20 protein-coding genes are annotated in these 18,536 nt (G+C 27.6%); 9 read left to right on the top strand and 11 right to left on the bottom strand.

From position 1 onward, the window contains the following. Positions 1-4: 4 nt before the first annotated feature. The 4 genes from QIA00_RS00965 to prfA are packed head-to-tail and all read right to left on the bottom strand — an operon-like array spanning position 5 to position 6,155. The gene (locus QIA00_RS00965) at positions 5-2,269 is read right to left on the bottom strand and encodes a hypothetical protein (protein WP_316256950.1); all 2,265 of its coding nucleotides are present in this window, start codon (positions 2,267-2,269) and stop codon (positions 5-7) included. Then, on the bottom strand, positions 2,259-4,262 hold the full coding sequence (spoT, locus tag QIA00_RS00960; RefSeq protein ID WP_231014472.1) for a guanosine-3',5'-bis(diphosphate) 3'-pyrophosphohydrolase: 2,004 nt from the start codon (positions 4,260-4,262) through the stop codon (positions 2,259-2,261). The genes QIA00_RS00965 and spoT overlap by 11 nt, the downstream gene beginning before the upstream one ends. Beyond that, entirely contained in the window at positions 4,219-5,079 is an 861-nt protein-coding gene (prmC, locus tag QIA00_RS00955; RefSeq protein WP_316256949.1) for a peptide chain release factor N(5)-glutamine methyltransferase, read from the bottom strand. Before prmC ends, spoT begins: the two co-directional genes overlap by 44 nt. Before the next feature lie 2 nt (positions 5,080-5,081). Next, positions 5,082-6,155, bottom strand: coding sequence for a peptide chain release factor 1 (prfA, locus tag QIA00_RS00950; RefSeq protein WP_316256948.1), 1,074 nt, complete (start codon positions 6,153-6,155; stop codon positions 5,082-5,084). Positions 6,156-6,490: 335 nt separating this feature from the next. On the opposite strand from prfA, the gene QIA00_RS00945 reads away from it, so the two are divergent. Together QIA00_RS00945 and QIA00_RS00940 are read left to right on the top strand one after the other, a co-directional pair. Beyond that, on the top strand, positions 6,491-7,630 hold the full coding sequence (locus QIA00_RS00945) for a tetratricopeptide repeat protein (RefSeq protein WP_316256947.1): 1,140 nt from the start codon (positions 6,491-6,493) through the stop codon (positions 7,628-7,630). Then, entirely contained in the window at positions 7,627-8,436 is an 810-nt protein-coding gene (locus QIA00_RS00940) for a TatD family hydrolase (RefSeq protein ID WP_316256946.1), read from the top strand. The genes QIA00_RS00945 and QIA00_RS00940 overlap by 4 nt, the downstream gene beginning before the upstream one ends. Before the next feature lie 58 nt (positions 8,437-8,494). On the opposite strand, the gene QIA00_RS00935 is transcribed toward QIA00_RS00940, so the two are convergent. Beyond that, positions 8,495-9,235, bottom strand: coding sequence for a hypothetical protein (locus QIA00_RS00935; protein WP_316256945.1), 741 nt, complete (start codon positions 9,233-9,235; stop codon positions 8,495-8,497). A 1-nt stretch (position 9,236) separates the two neighbouring features. After that, the gene (locus tag QIA00_RS00930) at positions 9,237-9,890 is read right to left on the bottom strand and encodes a hypothetical protein (RefSeq protein WP_316256944.1); all 654 of its coding nucleotides are present in this window, start codon (positions 9,888-9,890) and stop codon (positions 9,237-9,239) included. A gap of 190 nt (positions 9,891-10,080) precedes the next feature. Between QIA00_RS00930 and infC the strand changes: the two genes are divergently transcribed. The 6 genes from infC (at position 10,081) to tsaB (ending at position 12,766) form a co-directional block, all read left to right on the top strand. Further along, positions 10,081-10,641 carry a translation initiation factor IF-3 gene (infC, locus tag QIA00_RS00925; RefSeq protein ID WP_316256943.1) on the top strand — a complete coding sequence of 187 codons (561 nt, stop codon included), beginning with the start codon at positions 10,081-10,083 and terminating at the stop codon, positions 10,639-10,641. A 26-nt stretch (positions 10,642-10,667) separates the two neighbouring features. After that, positions 10,668-10,868, top strand: coding sequence for a 50S ribosomal protein L35 (gene rpmI, locus QIA00_RS00920; protein WP_316256942.1), 201 nt, complete (start codon positions 10,668-10,670; stop codon positions 10,866-10,868). 20 nt (positions 10,869-10,888) lie between these two features. Further along, positions 10,889-11,236, top strand: coding sequence for a 50S ribosomal protein L20 (gene rplT, locus QIA00_RS00915; RefSeq protein WP_231014480.1), 348 nt, complete (start codon positions 10,889-10,891; stop codon positions 11,234-11,236). Between the two features lie 213 nt (positions 11,237-11,449). After that, positions 11,450-11,710 carry a hypothetical protein gene (locus QIA00_RS00910; protein ID WP_316256941.1) on the top strand — a complete coding sequence of 87 codons (261 nt, stop codon included), beginning with the start codon at positions 11,450-11,452 and terminating at the stop codon, positions 11,708-11,710. Further along, positions 11,707-12,120, top strand: coding sequence for a tRNA (adenosine(37)-N6)-threonylcarbamoyltransferase complex ATPase subunit type 1 TsaE (gene tsaE / locus QIA00_RS00905; RefSeq protein WP_301427001.1), 414 nt, complete (start codon positions 11,707-11,709; stop codon positions 12,118-12,120). Before QIA00_RS00910 ends, tsaE begins: the two co-directional genes overlap by 4 nt. Beyond that, positions 12,113-12,766 carry a tRNA (adenosine(37)-N6)-threonylcarbamoyltransferase complex dimerization subunit type 1 TsaB gene (tsaB, locus tag QIA00_RS00900; RefSeq protein WP_316256940.1) on the top strand — a complete coding sequence of 218 codons (654 nt, stop codon included), beginning with the start codon at positions 12,113-12,115 and terminating at the stop codon, positions 12,764-12,766. Before tsaE ends, tsaB begins: the two co-directional genes overlap by 8 nt. On the opposite strand, the gene csrA is transcribed toward tsaB, so the two are convergent. The 5 genes from csrA to QIA00_RS00875 are packed head-to-tail and all read right to left on the bottom strand — an operon-like array spanning position 12,750 to position 17,058. After that, positions 12,750-12,995: a carbon storage regulator CsrA gene (csrA, locus tag QIA00_RS00895; RefSeq protein ID WP_014023437.1), complete on the bottom strand. Its 246-nt coding sequence runs from the start codon at positions 12,993-12,995 to the stop codon at positions 12,750-12,752. The two genes, tsaB and csrA, sit on opposite strands and share 17 nt — an antisense overlap. 2 nt (positions 12,996-12,997) lie before the next feature. Then, on the bottom strand, positions 12,998-13,390 hold the full coding sequence (gene fliW, locus QIA00_RS00890) for a flagellar assembly protein FliW (protein WP_184107679.1): 393 nt from the start codon (positions 13,388-13,390) through the stop codon (positions 12,998-13,000). 1 nt (position 13,391) lies between these two features. Then, a complete protein-coding gene (locus QIA00_RS00885) occupies positions 13,392-14,666 on the bottom strand; it encodes a flagellar hook-associated protein 3 (protein WP_316256939.1) in 1,275 nt (424 codons plus the stop codon). 2 nt (positions 14,667-14,668) lie between these two features. Continuing rightward, positions 14,669-16,552, bottom strand: coding sequence for a flagellar hook-associated protein FlgK (flgK, locus tag QIA00_RS00880; RefSeq protein WP_316256938.1), 1,884 nt, complete (start codon positions 16,550-16,552; stop codon positions 14,669-14,671). 11 nt (positions 16,553-16,563) lie between these two features. Beyond that, positions 16,564-17,058 carry a flagellar protein FlbF gene (locus QIA00_RS00875; RefSeq protein ID WP_316256937.1) on the bottom strand — a complete coding sequence of 165 codons (495 nt, stop codon included), beginning with the start codon at positions 17,056-17,058 and terminating at the stop codon, positions 16,564-16,566. Between the two features lie 83 nt (positions 17,059-17,141). Here QIA00_RS00875 and mnmE point away from each other — a divergent pair, with 83 nt between their 5' ends. Then, positions 17,142-18,536 (top strand): tRNA uridine-5-carboxymethylaminomethyl(34) synthesis GTPase MnmE, encoded by a 1,395-nt coding sequence (gene mnmE / locus QIA00_RS00870; RefSeq protein ID WP_316256935.1) that lies wholly within the window; start codon positions 17,142-17,144, stop codon positions 18,534-18,536.

The raw sequence follows: 18,536 nt of genomic DNA, 5'->3' as shown, positions 1-18,536 counted from the left end.
TAGATTAATTTAATTTTAAATTTTTTAGATTTTCAATCTCTTTATCATCTTTTAGTTTGAAGTATTCGAGATTTTTGTATTTTTCTGCTTTGGGCAATATTCCTGAATATTTGATTTTGTAAGAATAATTTATTTTTATATTTTTTTCTTCTGTATTATTGGCTTTATTATAAATTTTAACTTGATTTTTTTTAATATGAATATTTGCAAATGCTTCATATGCTATGTTATCTTGAGATTTAAGAGTAAATGCAATTGTTGTTTTTTTAGAGTTAATGTTTTTAAGCGAAAAGATAATTTTATTAGCTAATATTTTATAAGGAGTATTGCTTTGATAAATTATTAGTTTAGATGCGTTTTTAAAATGCAGTTCGATTTGATTTGCAATTTTTTGAGTAATCAAATCGATGCTATAAACAGCCCTTTCTGCTATATCTATTTTTTTAAAATTAATATTCATTAGCTCATCATCAGCTTCAATATTGGTTTTTAATATTTTTTCGTTTGCTTGTAAAGTTAGGTTAAAGTCATTTGAAATTATTTGGATAGGATGTTTCTTGTTTTTTTGATATTCAATTTTTATTTTATTTATTTTTTCTGGAAAGCTAACTGTTTGTTCTATTTGCATTGCATGTTCTTTTTTATCAATATTGTTAGATACTATGATTGTGGCTATTAAAAAAAAAGTTATAAGACCAAGTTTTTCAGCTTTTTTTAAATTTTGTTTAATTTTTGGGAGTTTGGATTTTAAATGTTTTGAGATATTAATAAATATGGTAGAGAAAAGACAAATTGATATTAGATAGCTTAGTGTAAGTATATTTTTGATTGCTGTAGTATTTTGTATTAATGCTATTAATACAAAATTGATTATCCAAATGATTAATACCACTATTTTCCGAAAAATAGTATTTTTATTTGGTTTTATTAACAATAAAATGCTTTTTATGATAATTATTAAGATAAATTCTATTTTAATAAACATTAATATTATTAGTTCAATAATAGAGGTTGATATTGCCAGGTATTTAAGTTGTCTATAATTTAAATATATTGTGAAATTATATGTAAAAAGAGACAAAAGATTATGTATGAGTAAAGTTGCAAAAAAAGTTATTAGATATTTGGGATTTGTGATACTGTAAACAGTTGTGTTCTCATAGTCTGCAAATATTTTATTTGTAAGCAATAAGGACAGATAGGTGCTTACAAATAAAGTAAAAAACAATCTTACTAGTTTGTAGTAATTATTTTTTACTTTTTTCATAACTAAACCGGCTTCTTTAAATTTTCTAATAAATACAATTATAATTAAATTATAACAAATGTAGATTAATGCTATTAAAGCAATTTCATTAATTATTATTTTTTTAAAAGATGTATCAATTACGATGTAGTGTGTTTCATTGGTATTTTTACTTTTGTACTCACTAGTTAATGCTTCTTCGATTGATTTGTAAATTTCAAAAATAGTATTTTTATTTCGAGCCAATATAGGGTTTAAATTATTATTTATTATTAAAAAGGGTATAGATTCATCACGATATAGATTGTATAAATTGTTTGATTTTTTTTCAGTTATTTTTGATGTATTAAAATCAAGTTTATTATTTTCAAAGGTTTTTATAATAGCTTTTAAAAATCCTAAATTTGTTTTTGAATTTGTTATGAAAGATTCATTTTCTAAGTAAATTTTATTTTTTATTCTATTTTCGTTTAACATTAAGTATATTGTGTTTGTATTTTTCTCTAAATACTTATTGCTAAGTAAAATCCTGCTACTAATTATTGTATTTTGTTCTAAAGAATCATCCTCAACAAAAAAAAAATTTATGTTGTTTTTAGGATTAGTATTTTTAAGTTTATTTAAAAGCTCAATTGCAATTCCAATTGCTAAATTATTTTTTAAATTATTTTGTATTTTAATTGGAATAATTATATTGTAAGTATTTGCGTTTTTCCCTTTAATTTTAGAATGTATTATTTTTTGTGAATACCCAATAAATCCAATTTCTTGTAAAGAATATTCCATATATTTAATTTCATTTGTATTAAAATATTTTTTTATATAATTAAAAGTGTTTATTATTTTTTCTTGTCTTTCATTTAGTTGATTAATTTTTCTAATGTGCGTTTTTATACTCTTTTCAGTTTCTATGTTTGTAATTTTATTGCTTGAATTGAATACATTTTTTTCCATTTTATTTGGCACAATAGTGGAGCCTACTGAGCTAAGCAATAACACTAATAACAATATATTAATTATCATAATTTTTAATATCTTCTTCTATTTGCATTATTTGTAAGATATTTGGGTTTTCTTTTAAAGCAGAAATAATTTTTGTTATATTTTTAGTATTTGATGAGACTATTATATTTGTTATTCCGTGACCATTTCCGCAGTCTTCTATTTTTTCGCTAATAAGTCTTACGTCATTGAGTGTGAAAATGTTTTCAAGATAACTAAATATTCCTTTTAGTTCTTTTAAAAGCAAAATAATGTGATGCACTTTTCTAGTCGGTGTTGCTTCCCACTCAACTTCAATCAATTGAGTTTTTTTATAAGATTTAAGTTTTTGACAATTTTCATTGTGCACTATGATTTCGTCTTTATGTATTATTCCAATAATATCTTCACCTGTTGTTGGACTGCATTCAGGGTCTATTGCAATTCTTTTTATTTTTGTTTTTGTATAAGATTTAAATAAGCTGAAAAGCTTTCTTTGCTCTTTGTTTGCTCCAACAAGATATGCAATAATATTGTTGTCTACAAAAATTGTGTTGTCATTTTTGTTAAGCCATGATCTAATTTTTGATCGGGCCTTTTTTGTTCTTACGCTGTTTAGCCATATTACATCCGGTTTTGAGTCTTTTGAGGTGAATATTTCAACAATTTGTTCGTTTTTAAGTGGTTTTGTGATTGAGCTTATTTTTCCATTTATTTTTGCATAAAGAGCCTGATCTCCAATGTCTGTATGAATTATGTATGCAAAATCAATTGAATTTGATCCAAAGGGAAGCTCTACCACTTCCCCTTCTGGGGTGTAAACATATATGAATGTATTTAATAGCTCTTTATGTATGTCATTCATTGAATATTGACTTTTGTTGGCTGATTCTTGTTGCCATTTTTTTATTCGGTTTATGAATGAAAGATCATCAGCTTTAAGTTCAATTTGTTCTTTATATATCCAGTGGGCTGCAACTCCATAATTAGCAATTCTGTCCATTTCTTCTGTTCGAATTTGTATTTCAATAAGCTGGTTATCCTCGGGTATTCTTACGGTAGTATGTAGTGATTGATATTTATTTTCTTTTGGGCTTGCAATGTAGTCTTTAAGTCTTCCTGGGATTGGTTTCCACACCCTGTGAACAATTTCTAATATCTCATAACATTCTTTTTGTTTTTTACAAATTATTCTTATTCCTAGAGTATCAAAAATTTGAGTAAGTTTGTTTGTTCTTGTTTGCATTTTTCTAAATATTGAATAAAAGTGTTTTGATCTTACTGTAATTTCTGCTTCAATTCCGCTTTTTTGAAGTTCTTTTTCTATTGATAATTTGCCTTTGTATAATTTTTTTTCTCTTTCTATTTTTGTTTCAGATAAAAAATTTTTTATTTCTTTATAATCTTTAGGATAAAGATGCTTAAACGAAAGATCCTCAAGATATGTTTTAAGAGATGAAATTCCAAGGCGTTCTGCTATTGGAACGTAAGTTGAAAGGCAATCTTTTGCAATCCTGTCTTGTCTGTTTTTAGGCAAATAAGAGAGAGTTGTCATATTATGAAGTTTGTCCGCCAGTTTTATTATTATTATTCTAATGTCGTGTGTCATTGCAAAAAACATTTTTGAGATAGTATTAGCCTCTTTTATGCTTCTTGTTTTGTTATGTAAATCATGAATTTTGGTTACACCGTCTATTAAACTTAAAATTTCCTCGTCAAATTCTTTTACTATTTCTTCTTTCTCAACATTTGTATCTTCAAGTACGTCATGCAGTAGTCCAGCAATGGTTGCTTTAAAGTCTAGTTGAAATTTGGCAAGAAATAATGAAACCATTATTGGATGAATAATGTAAGGCTCTCCACTTTCTCTGTATTGGCCATAGTGGAGCTGTTCTGCTATTTCTAGAGCTTTAAATATGTTTTTTCGTTCAAATTCATTTTTGTAAGTATTCTCAACAGTTTTTTTAAAAATATTTCTAGCTTTTTCAAGATCATTTATCTTTATTAAGTGTGCAATTTCGTATGCTTGTATCATCTCTTTGTCCTAATATCAGTGCCCTTGCTCTCTTTTCAAGATCGTAGATTGTTTTTAAATGCAAAAATCCTTTTTTGATTGCAAAATCTTTCAAGCTTTTTATTTGCCAAGGGGCTGATTCTATTATTATTAGACCATTTGGGTTAAGCTTTTCTTTTGCTTGGCTTAATATTTTTCTAGAAATATTAAGCCCATCTTTTCCAAATCCCAAAAGAGCTTTTGTGGGTTCTTTTTTTATTTTATTTTTTATTTCTAATTCTTTTTTGTTTAAATAAGGAGGATTTGTAATAATTATATCAAGCTTTCCCTTTATACATTTTAGCAAATTAGAGTGAATTATTTCTACAAATTTTTCAAGTTTGAGATTTTTTGTATTTTTTTCAACTATTTGTAAAGCTTTTGTTGAAATATCTGAGAGTATTACTTTTTTCCTCATGTAATAGGCAATCGAAAGCCCTATGCATCCGCTGCCACAGCATAAATCTAATATTTTTTTAAAACTATTTTGTTGGATTTGAATTAAGGCTTCTTCAGCCAAACATTCTGTATCAAATCTTGGGATTAATACATGCTTGTTTAGGCTAAATTCAATTCCCATAAATTCTTTCTTTTGAAGTATGTAGTGAATAGGAATTCCTTTTCCTATTTTATCTATTTGATCAAAAAAAAGTTTTTTTTCTGTTTTTGTTAAGCTTTTTTTTATATTTGCAATTATTAATTCTTTTCTTGTTTTTAAAATTAATTCAAGTATTAGTAACGCCTCTATTGTATCTAAATTTTTGCTTTTAGCATAATTTATAACTTCGTTTATATTCATTGCTATATGTTGTTGCTTTTTAATTCTTGTTCTTGAAGCGCTATCATTAAGGGGTCAAGAAGTGGATCAAGTTCTCCTTGCATAAATTCTTCTAATTTATAAAGAGTGATATTTGCTCTATGATCCGTTATTCTATTTTGAGGAAAATTATAGGTCCTAATTCTTTCAGATCTATCTCCTGAGCCTACCTGTTGTTTTCTATTGCTTGATCTTTGCTCTTGTTTTTTAGAATCCTCAAATTCATAAAGCCTTGCTCTTAATATTTTCATTGCTTGATCTTTGTTTTTATGCTGGCTTCTTTCGTTTTGACACTGTACAACAATTCCTGTTGGCAGGTGCGTTATTCTGACTGCAGAATCAGTTGTGTTGACGTGTTGTCCACCAGCTCCAGATGATCTGTAAACATCAATTCTTAAATCTTTTTCATTGATATCAATTTCAGTTTCTTCAATATTGGGTAGCACTGCTACAGTAGCAGCCGAAGTTTGAAGTCTCCCGTTAGACTCTGTTATAGGGATTCTTTGCACTCTGTGAACACCACTTTCGTATTTTAATTTTTTAAATACATCTTTTCCCTTAATTTCAAAGATTATTTCTTTTAATCCCCCAAGTTCTGTTTCATTAAAGTTTATTATTTCTGTTTTCCATTTTTTTTTCTCTGAATATTTTATATACATGCTATAAAGATTGTTTGCAAAAAGAGCAGCTTCTTCTCCACCTGTTCCGGCCCTAATTTCAATTATTATATTTTTGCTATCATTTTCATCTTGAGGTAAAAGTAGTATTTTTATTTGATGTTCAAGGTCTTCTTTTTTTTTGTCCAGATCGATTAGTTCTTGTTTTATCAGTTCTTTCATTTCTTGTTGCTCTTCTTTTTCCAAGATGGTTTTGTTATCATTAATTTGACTTAGTATTTTTTCGTATTCAATTTTTTTAGTATTTATTTTTTCTAAATATGTATATTCTTTTATTATTTTTGAATATTTTTTTTGATCCTTAATTAGATTAATATCTTGCAATTTTTCTTCTATCAACTTAATCTTACTTGTTGCCGAATTTAATTTTTCTAAAAGCATTATGGTTTCTCCTGAAAAGATAGTAATAGTTTATATTAATTTTAGATTTTTTTGTTAGACTTTTTAATAAGTTTTGTGTGGATGCCCATTTTTATGTTTTATTTTAATATTCTTTTTTAAAACTTATTTTATGAAATGAATAGAATAAGCTTGATTAAAAAAATCAATTATATTTTTTCATGTTTTTTTATATAATGAATGTTATTAAGTTGGATATTAAAGTTAGATTAGGTTTTGTTGTATTTTATATAAAATGAGCTTTACGTATTATTATTTTGGTGAATTTGAGGTAGTTAAAGTTATATCTTTGATAAACCGATTTAAAAGGGGTATTTATGTTAAACGAAAAAATTTTGGATGCTTTAGAAGATCTCTCGAGTATTTCTGATGATCAACTTCTTGATGTCACTGAAAAATCAAAAAGGGGTTATCAGTTGATCAAGGAGGAAAGACTATCTGAAGCAGAAAGTTTATTTTCTGATATCCTTGAAAAGGATAATGAGAATAATTATGCTCTTGTTGGGCTTGGGGACATTGAAAGAAAGAAGAATAATTACGATAAAGCAATAGTTTATTATCAAAAATGTCTTGTAAAGCATCCAAGCAATAATTATGCTCTTTTTGGACTTGGAGATTGTTACAAAAATTTAGATAATTATAAAAAAGCCACAGACATATGGGAAGAGTATTTAAAATATGATCCTGAGAATATAACAGTTTTAACAAGAGTTGCGGCATCTTACAGGAAGCTAAAAAATTTTCAAAAATCTAAGCAAACTTATCTTAAGGTAATGGAATTAATGCCCGATAATGATTATGCACTTGTAGGTATTGGCCATTTGTATTACGATTTTAAAGAATATAAAGAGGCTTTAAAGTATTGGCTTAAAATGTATGAATTAAATCAATCCAAAGTTGATGTTAGAGTATTAACCTCAATTGGCAATTGTTATCGAAAGCTAAGGGAATTTACCAGAGGAATTTATTTTTTTAAAAAGGCTTTAGAAATTTCACCTAGCAATTTTTATGCTGTTTTTGGACTTGCTGATTGTTATAGGGGAAATAAGGAGTACAAAGAGGCTTTAAAATATTGGCTTGATATTATTGAAAAAGATCCAAAAAATAATTTGGTTCTTACAAGAGTCGGAGATGCGTATCGCTATTTAAATGATTATGAAAATTCTCAAATTTATTATAAAAAGGCTCTTGATGTTGATTTTGATATGTTTGCCATACTTGGACTTGCTCTTATTCAAAAGGAACAAGGTAAATATGAAGAAGCATTAATAGCTATTAAAAGTTTAATTAAAAACAATCCTAAAAATTCAGCATTGTATGTTAATGCTGCCGAATGTTATGAAGCATTAGGACAGATTGGAAATGCTATTGATATTTTATCAAGCTTTTTGCAGCTTGGTATGAAAAATATTGTTGTTATTGACTACCTTGCGTCTCTTAGGAAAAAAATGGAATGATTGAATCTTTACTTGAAACTGAAAAATCTATTTTTTTTGATAAATTAATAGATACCCATGTTCATTTTTATGAATTAAAGAAAAGATCTTTGGATGTCAATTACATTATTAATGAATGTTTTAAAAACGGCTTTTCTTATTTTCTTGATGTTGGCTTGCATCCTAGTGATTTTAATGATAGAAAAGATCTTTTAAGCCCTTATTCTAATGTGTTTTTAACAGTGGGTATTCATCCTTTAAATTTAAGTGATCATTTTAAAGATGATATTAAACAGCTTGAAAAAATTTTGATTAGTGAAAATGTTGTTGCTGTTGGTGAGATGGGTCTTGATTATTTTAAAGCAGATAACAAGAGATTTCAAATTCAAGCTTTTGAAGAGCAATTGTATTTGGCTGATAAATATAAAAAGCCAGTTATTTTACATATAAGAGATGCCTATGATGACGCCTATAATATTATAAGGTCTTTAAATTTTTTAAATAGGGGTATATTACATTGTTATTCAGGAACTTATGAGCATGCTAAAAAATTTATTGATTTAGGATTTAAAGTTTCTTTTTCAGGCAATATAACTTTTAAAAATGCACAATCTTTAAGAATTATTGTTGGCAAATTAAATACCAATGATCTTTTAATAGAAACGGATAGCCCCTTTTTAGCTCCAGTGCCATTGAGGGGCAAAATAAATTCGCCTTTGTTTTTAGGATATACATGTCTTGAGATTGCAAGGATTAAAAATTGCTCTGTTAATGATGTTGCTATTGCAGTATACAATAGCTTTAAAGATCTTTTATTGCTGCATTAAATTTTATTTATAATTATTTGCTTTTATGTTTTATTATTAGCTTTAGATTTATTCATTTTTATTGTTTATAAATGTTGAATTCATATTGAAAATTTTTTTCAATGTCTTTTACTATTTTTATCAAATCAGACTCTTTAAGCGTGATTACATATTTTAGCTTAATAATTTTTAAATCTTTTCTTGTATTGCCAATTAATACAAATTTTATATTTTTGAAAAAAGGCGAATTTAATATCTTTTTTAAAATAATATTAATATCCCTTAAAGAGAATAATATTATTGTTTTTATTTGAGGAGTAATGAATGTTTGAATATAGGATATGTTTTTTTCGTTTATTAGGGTAATATTAACATTTTTTTCTTTGCTTTTTTTTTCCAAATATTCAAGGTCTTCATTATTTAGAGAGTTGTCTCTAAATAGTAATGTTTTTTGCAAGTTTATTGATTTTTCGTTAAGCAGAAAATCAATGGATTTTTTTAGAGAAAATTTTATTTTTGATAGATAAAAAATTTTCTCTTTTAGAATTTCGTTATTTAAAATTTCGTTATTTGATTTGTGAGTTAATAGTATTTTTTTTGTTGTTTTAAGTTTGTCTTTTATAATTTCTAAATTTTTGTCATTTATAAATAGTATTTTGTTTTTTATGAATGGAGTTTTTTGAATTTCAAAAAAATATTCAGTTGCATCTGAGAAAATAATTGCATAATTAAATTGTTTTTCAATAATGGAAGATTCTTTGCATCCTTGTGTTGAAACTAGTAAAAGCGCTACTATGATAAGTTTTTTGGGGCCAGACATTTTACTTTCCAGAATACTTATTATTAATAGCTATATATGTTAAAACCAGACCAAGTATTATTAGTGCATAGATGCTCATATTGGTTAAAATTAATGTTTTTAAGGTTGCAATAAATAATCCTAAAAATAGAATAGGGAAAAGAATGATTTTGTATTCTTTTGTCGAGTATTTTTGGCATTTTTTAATTTTCTTTTCAAAGATTGTAGCTGAAAATATTAACTCTATTGCATTAAGTATTGGTAATTCTATATATTCATAGATTCCAAAAATTTTGCTATTTAGAATTATTATTTCTAAGTTTTTAGAAAATATTAGTCCAAATGTGAAATATATAAGAATTGTTAAATTATCTTTAAATAAAGAATTTTCATTTAGAGTAAAAAAAAATATAAATATTAATAGTGGGAATATATAGTAGTATAAATGCTCTTTGATAAATATTGAAATTCCTAGGTTTATTCTTGATGTGTAATTTAATTCAAATGATCTGTATAGAATAAATTCTTGGGTTAAATAAAGAAAAGAAAACATTGTTATTGCAAAAAATATTGCTAAAACATGAGCTTGTGTATTCTTTGTTTGACTTTGTTTTAACCGAATATCCATGTAAATTTTTAATATTAGTGGCAGACTTGTTAATAAAAATAAACTCATTGTAAGTACAATTCTACTTTTAAACGTTTTTTAAATCAATTGATTGACTAAAAACTTGTGTGATTTGAGTATTTTTTTATCAATGTTATTAATTTTATTGCTTTTTGTAAACATTATTCTTAGAATTTACTTTTTAGTGAATGTATAATAAAATTAATTATTAATTGATTTAGGAGTATATATTTTTTAGATGATAAATAGAAATGCTAATAGAGATAGGGACAGGTCCAGATCAAATGACAAGGAATTGAAAATTAATTACAGAATTAAGGCTCGTGAGGTAAGAGTTGTTTTTGAAAATGGAACACAAGAGGTTTTGCCGATTGAAGATGCTATTAAAAAAGCAAAGGAAGCTGGACTTGATTTGGTTGAGGTTTCTCCCAATGTATCTCCTCCGGTTTGCAAGATTATTGATTATGGAAAATATAAATTCCATCAAGAAAAGCGTCAAAAAGAGCAAAAGAAAAATCAAAAAGTAATTAAGCTTAAGGAAGTCAGAATGCAGCCCAAGATAGATGCCCATGACCTTGATTTTAAATCAAGAAACATTTTAGGTTTTCTCAAAGATGGTAATAAGGTTAAAGTTACAATAAGATTTAGAGGTCGTGAACTTGCTCATACATATTTAGGATATGGTATCTTAAATAGCATTCTTGAAAAAGTAGGGGATGTGAATTATGTTTTGGAATCTTCGGCTAAAATGGAAGGTAAAACAATGTTTTTGATTGTAGCGCCTAAGTTTAAAAAATAAATATTAATTAAATTAAAGGGGATGAAATGGCAAATAAAATGAAAACACGCAAAAGTGCAAAAAAAAGGTATTCTTTTACTGTAAATGGCAAAGTTAAGCATAAAAAACAAAATTTAAGGCATATTTTGACAAAAAAATCTTCTAAGCGCAAGAGAAATTTAAGGAAATCGGGCAGTCTTTCTTGTTTTGAAGTTAAAAGAATTAAAACTTTATTACCGTATGGTTAAAATAATTTTAGGAGATAGATATGGCTAGGGCTAAAAACGGTACAGTTCACGTTGCAAGGCGTAAGCGAATTTTAAAAAAAACAAAAGGGTTTTGGGGTACAAAAAAGAGCAATTATAAAAAAGCTAAGGATACCTTAAGAAAGGGCATGATGTATGCCACAAGAGATAGAAAGGTTAGAAAAAGAGATTTTAGACGTTTGTGGATTTCAAGAATTTCGGCTGCTTTAAGTGATACTGGAGTTAGTTATTCAAGATTTATTGAGGGTTTATTTAAATCTAATATAAAAATTAATAGAAAAATTTTGTCTAATTTGGCGATTGAAGATATTGAAGCTTTTAAAAAAATTGTTTTAGAAATAAGAAAATGAAAAATCGAAACTCCTGGGAGGTTTAATTTTAAGAATTAGAGTTATTTTTTTGCGACATCTCATAAAATTTAGGAATTTGAAGATTTTTAGTCAATGATAGCCGAAAGCAATTCAGAGGTTAAGAATAAAAATTCCGCCTTGAAAAATAGCGCTAAATAAAAATGTTCTTATGTTGGCTTTTTGGGAGTTTAATTTATTTTAAGGATTATTATTGTGCAGCTTATTTCTCTTAATAATATTGAAAAGCAAGAGAGTTTTATATACTATAGAAACGTATATTTTGCTGATGTTATTTATAAGTATAATGACATCTTAGAAATCAAAAAAGTCAAGTTTGTAATTGAAGCTACGCCTTTAGGAGAAAAGCATGTCACTATCGATTTTATAGATCTTTTAAATTATCCTGTGTTAAAATTAATGGTTGCAATTAAAAGGTGTGTAATCGATTTAGAGTTTAAAGGTAAGCTTCCTTGATTTTGGAATTTAAATCAGAAAAAAAAATGATAAATTTTTCCAAATCTTTTTTTTATCCTTTGCCAATTGGCAAAATATTTGTTTTAAGTGGTGATATGGGATCTGGAAAAACTAGTTTTTTAAAGGGACTTTCCCTTAACCTTGGAATTTCTTATTTTACAAGCCCAACTTATAACATTGTTAATGTTTATGATTTTATAGATTTTAAATTTTATCATATTGATTTATATCGGGTGTCTTCTTTAGAAGAATTTGAGCTTGTTGGGGGATTGGAAATACTTATGGACCTTGACTCAATTATTGCTATTGAATGGCCACAAATTGCTTTGAGCATTGTTCCAAAAGACAGATTATTTTCTTTAACTTTTAGAATAGTCGGTTCAGGCAGGGTTGTAGAATTTAATGATTAATACACTTGCATTTGAATATTCATATAAAGCATTAATAGTTTATTGTAGAATTAATAATAAGAATTTTTCATTGGTTGAACTTAAATCAAATTTTAATTTTAGTGTTCCAAAAATTTTCAATGATTTTGTAATTAAAAATAATATAGATCTTAATCAAATTGAATTAATTATAAATTCTCATGGCCCCGGCTCTTTTACTGGCCTTAGAATTAGTTTAAGTTTTGTCAAAGGCCTTGCTTTAGGTCTTTCTATTCCTTTTGTCAATATTTCTACATTAGATGTTTTTGCAAATTTAGTTAAAAACAACACCAGTGTAATTGTATTAACTTTTACTGCAGGTAAATATTTTCTTGGTCATTATAAAAATTGTGAATTGATAGGGAAGATTTTGTGTTTTTCTAAGGAAGATTTATTTGAACATTTAAATCAGATTGATCCAAATTCGGTGCTTATTGGGAACAATCTTGAGGATGTTTTTAAAGAATTCAATTATAAATTTAAAATCATTGAGAATTTAAGTTCGTTTGGAAAAATTTTGACAGGACTCGGAATAGCTAAATACTTAAAAAATCGCAAAGGCGATGATATTTTGTCAGGACCTCTTTACATAAGACAAAGTGATGCAGAGGTTAATTTTCATTCTTGAAATAATGATTAAATAGGCTTTTAATTTTGCTTATATTGTGTTTGTCTTTTAGTAGTGATTTTTTATTTTCTTCTATAATAAATTCATAAATTTCAGATCTAAATATTTTAATGTTTTCAGGGGCTTTAATTGCTATTTTAACAGTATCCTTTTTTATTTCTAATATCAAAACCTCAATATCAGAATTTATTTTAATACTTTCATTTACTTTTCTTGACAATACTAGCATCTTTATTCCTTGAAAACTTTATGGTGTAGTGAATATTTTTCGTTTGTGCATATAGCCTGTTTTCCAAGTAATTTTTTTTTGTTTATTATGATTGGTGCCTTTAGGTTAGCTGTAATGTCTTTATAATCATTAACATGCATATTAATTATACATAGTATAACTTTTTCATCTTCTGCTTTTGCTTTAATGTCTGACCAATCTTTTTCCTGGATATTTGGTAAGTATTCACTTAAAAAATTGAAAGGAGATGTTACCAAAAAACTTACGTCTTTATTGATAGATTGCATAATAGAAAAAGGTTTATACTTAGAGTCCTTTATTATAAATTTTTTAATGTTTTCAAATCCAAGTATTCCTTCGGGAAAATCAAATTCTATACTTTTTTCATCTATCATTCTATTTTATAAAATCTAATAGGGTTGTTTGCATTATTTTAGCAGAGATTCCTATAGATACTTGATAAGCTAAGCTTGCCATATTTAAATTAGTTATTGCTTTTGTTACATCAAGATCTGTATATTGAACCATATCTTCTTTCATATCTGCAGCTTCTTTGCTTATTCTTTCATAGCTTCTATCAAGTCTATTTTCTTTTGCTCCAAGATCTGCAACGGATATAAGTAATCTTTTTAAGCTTTCGTCAATTTCTGCCAGGCTTCTACTACCGACAAGCTCTTCTTTGTTATTGTAAAGTGTGTCTCTAAGCTCAATAAGCGCATCGAAAATAGACCTGCTTCTAACTTCTGTACTGCTAGAAAGATTGTAAGGAGGCAGCTTCGTATCATTGTTTTTGGTCAGTATTCCGAGTGTTTGTAAAACATTTGATTCTTTTTCTTCTGTTATCCAAATTTGGTGTGGAGTTGTAGTTTTAATAGACAATGAGTTTAAAACGGGATCAATGCTTGCTTCAACAGGCGCTGAGGATTCATTGATTTTTGCAACAATGTCAAGAGCAGTATCTCCTGCTGTTAGTCCTATCTCAATATTGTCAATATAAATTTTTGTATTTTCTTTTACCACAAATCCATTAGTGTTTATTGATGAGACAATATTTTGGTTTTGCAAGAAAAATATAACATTTCCAGGATAATTATTTGCCATATGAATGTCATTGTATACTTCTGTTTTTTTTTCGGCTTGGTTGCCATTGTATTCTACTTTGATTATTTGGGGGCCTGCACCGTCTTTGTTTGTTTTGCTTATTTTATTCTCTCTAGTTACCTTAAACGCTTCGCTATCAATTTTAGTCCCCGAGAATATGCTATATCCATCAGGCCCTTTAGCGTTTGCTATTGCAACAACATCTTCAAGCAAAGCATTTACTTCTTTTGATATCATTTTTTTGTCATCTTCTTCATAAGTTCCGCTTGCTCCCTGAATTGCAATTTCTTTAGCTCGTGTTAAAATATTTGTAAGAGATTGTAAATATCCTTCCGTATACCTCAGGTTGCTTTTAGAAGTACCAATATTTTTTATGTATACATTAAGCTTAAATATGTCGTTATCTAGCCTTATTGCGTGAGTAACGCCTGTTGGATCGTTTCTTAGTTTTACAATTCTTTTACCGCCTTTGTATAAGTTTTCTAAAAGTTTTGTAATTTTAGACTCTTGCTCTGCTAAAGAGGTTTTGAAATTTTCATATGTTAATGGATGACTTGCTCTATTTATCATACTTATACTCCCATTTTATTTATTACTGTGTCTATTAGCTCAACAGAAACAGTGATAAATTTACTTGCTGCAATAAATGCTTGTTGAAATTCGATCATGTTTGCAAGTTCTTCATCTTTGTTTACTCCAGAAATAGACATTCTTAGATCTGTTAAATCTTTTAATATTTGAGATTGGCTTTCTTTTGTGATTTCTGAAATTTGTCCTTTTATTGCTATATTTGATGCTGTATTTGCAAAGTAATCATTTAGTGTTAAATTCTTGCCAATCATAATCTGAGAATTTCCAAAAGAGGAGATTCTCAGTGCTGCTTGGTTATCTCCAATAGATATTTCATTTGTTGGATTTTTAATTCCCGATGCTATTTTTGAAGGATCTGAGTCTATTATGTCTGCAACTTTTATCCATGCTGCAGGATTTTTTAGAGGCGAGATTGAATAGGTTGATTTAGGCGCCAATTTGTCTGTTGTGTCAATATTTTTATAATCATAGGCTCCCTCAGGTCCAGATGTATTTAATATTCCTGTATATTTTGTTAGAAATGATCCAGAATCTTCTATATGCTTGATTTTAAATGTTATGTTCTCATCTTCTTGTTCTTTAACCGCTTTGATTTCAAGCTTGCCTTCTGAGTTAATTCTTGCTGTAACTTGTGCGTTGGAATTGTTTATTCTATTTATTACATCTTGAACTGTATCTGGAGCGTTGTAGGGTATTTCTACAATTTCATTGCTATTTATAGCTTCAAATTTAAGAGTTCCGTAAAATCCCAATTTTTCTTCTGAAAATATTTCGTTTGTGCTTTTAATTTTGAAAATATGAACGGAATCAAACTGGCCATTTCCGTTAGCATCATATCTACCCCGATCATCAGTTAGTTTTAGCTCTTGAGAAAAAAAGCTTCTTCCATTTTTTTTGTCCAGTCCATGTCCTGTTTCATGTATTTCGTTAACAATCTCTGTAATGTTGACAGCTATATTATTTAGTTCATTGATTTCATTTTTAATCTCTTCATCTCTTATGTTAAGCAAAGATCCCAGCTTGCCTGTTTTAAGGTAAGCTTTATCATTATTTGCCCATAAAATGTTCCATCTAGTTCTGGTAGGCCCGTTTGTAGCTTCTAGTTTAAATTCATTTGCAATTGAACCTTGTACAAGGTGCCTTCCTTCTGAGTGGATTAAAAATTCATTTGGATCTTGTTTATTTTCAATTGATACGCTTATTATATTGCCCAATTTTTCAACCATTAAGTCTCTTGCATCCATTAAGTCATTTGGATTGTCTTTCATTGCTTGAGATTTTGAAATTTGTTTATTAAGATTTGCAATGTTTCTAATGTAATTGTTTGCTTCATCCGTTGTAATTTTTATTTCATCGTTTGCCATTATGTAAATTCTTTCAAGTGAATGGAATCTATTTCTTATTCCTTCGCAAAAAGATTTGCCTCTTTCTAGAATTATTTTTCTTTCTGCTAAACCTTGTGGTTGATTTGCCAGATCGTGCCAACTTTCCCAAAAATCATTTAATCTTTTTCTTATTGATTGATCCTCAGGTTCGTTATAAACATCTTCTAATATTGATATGAACTTGTCTTGTGAAGTCCAGTATCCCAGTCGGTGTGATTCTTCAATGATTCTTGTGTTAAGTAGTTCATCTTTGACTCTGTCTATAGATTGAACTACGATTCCCTGGCCCAATTGCCCTTGTTTTTTGGCTCTGTTTAGTTGTGGAGCATAAAGAGGGATTTCGCTTTTCATTGTTACTCTTTGTCTTGAATATCCGGGCTTTGTAGCGTTGGATAAATTGTGTCCAACTGTATTCATAGCATCTTTATGTGCAAATAAACTTCTTTTTCCAATTTCTATTCCTGAAAATGTTGAATCCACTCTAAACTCCTTTAAAGTTTTTTATTTATTAAAATGGAAGCTTCATTTGAGCGTCCAATTTTTGGCCCATAAGGGTTTTTGTAAGTTGCATTTTCTATGCTTTCTTGGATATCTTGAAATATTATTGACAACATGTCAAGGGACGTGTTTACATAGTTTTGTATTATGTAGTTTAAATTTTTGATATTAAGTATTCCAATTTTCAATTTGTGTAGATAGTCGTATATTTCTTGTTTGTAAATTGTAGTCAATTTTTCTACAGCTTCATAAGTTGACTTAAAGTTTTCATTTTTGGTGAATTTTTTCCAAATTTCGTCTCTTTTACTTTCAATTTCCTTAAAACTTTCAAGTAATATTTTTGTGTTGCTTGCAACCTCTTTAAGCCCTGTTTCATTTTTATTGTCGATATTTTCTTTTATTTTTAAGTATGAATTATATATTTCTTCTACTAAGAGAAATTCTTTTTTTAAGACCTCTCTTAGTTCCATTTCAAGCTTTGTTTTCATTTTTATAAAATTAATTATAAACTATTATAAACATATTTACAAATCAATTTTGTATTTTTTATTGTGTTATAATACATTAAAGTATGAGTAAGTTTTTTGAGAGAGATGATGATATTGTAGCTCTTGCAACTCCTTTTTTAAGTAGCGCTTTGTGTGTGATTCGTAGCAGTGGTGCTTCTTCTATATCTAAATTTTCTAAAATATTTTCAAATCATTCAGCTCTCAATTCAGCACCTGGTAATACGATTCATTATGGTTATATATTAGACAATGAGAATGATTGCAAGGTCGATGAAGTTGTTGTTTGTTTATATCGAGCACCAAAGAGTTTTACAGGGCAAGATGCTATTGAAGTTATGGCGCATGGTTCTGTGATTGGGATTAAAAAGATTATAGATTTGTTTTTAAAAAGTGGATTTAGGATGGCTAAACCTGGTGAATTTACTTTGCGCGCATTTCTTGCTAAGAAAATTGATCTTACAAAGGCAGAGGCAATTCATGAGATTATTTTTGCCAAAACCAATAAAACTTATTCTCTTGCAATCAATAAACTTTCTGGAGCTTTATTTATTAAAATAGATGCAGTAAAAAAAAATATTTTAAATTTTCTATCAGCTGTTAGTGTTTATCTTGATTATGAGATTGATGATCATGAGATTAGCATTCCTTTTGACTTAATTTTAAGTAGCAAAGCTGAACTTAAAAAATTAATTAATTCCTATAAAATTTATGAAAAAATTAATAATGGTGTTACTTTGGTTTTAGCAGGTTCTGTTAATGCTGGAAAGTCTTCGTTATTTAATTTGTTTCTCAAAAAAGATAGATCAATTGTCTCTTCATATCCAGGCACTACAAGAGATTATATTGAAGCAAGTTTTGAGCTTGATGGTATTTTATTTAATCTTTTTGATACAGCAGGACTCAGAGATGCTGACAATTTTGTTGAGAGATTGGGCATTGAAAAAAGTAATTCTTTAATAAAAGAAGCATCTTTAGTAATTTATGTGATTGATGTTAGTTCAAATTTAACAAGAGATGATTTCTTATTTATTGATTCAAATAAATCTAATAGTAAAATATTGTTCGTTTTAAATAAGATAGATTTAAAGATAAATAAGTCCACTGAAGAATTTGTTCGCTCAAAGGTTTTAAATTCTTCAAATTTAATAATGATTAGTACTAAAAATTTAGAAGGAATAGATATTCTTTATGACAAAATAAAGGCTTTAATCTCTTATGAGAAAGTCGAGATTGGACTTGATGATATAATAATATCATCAAGTCGTCAGATGCAACTTTTAGAGAAAGCCTATGCTTTGATTTTAGATTTACTTAGTAAAATTGATCGTCAAGTAAGTTATGATATGTTAGCATTTGATGCTTATGAGATTATCAACTGCTTAGGGGAAATAACAGGAGAAGTTAGTAGTGAAGATGTTCTTGACAACATGTTTAAGAATTTTTGTTTGGGGAAATAA

The sequence above is a fragment of the Borreliella americana genome (genome assembly GCF_032595795.2).
Taxonomy (GTDB): domain Bacteria; phylum Spirochaetota; class Spirochaetia; order Borreliales; family Borreliaceae; genus Borreliella; species Borreliella americana.
This window is presented reverse-complemented; position numbering and strand designations above follow the sequence as displayed.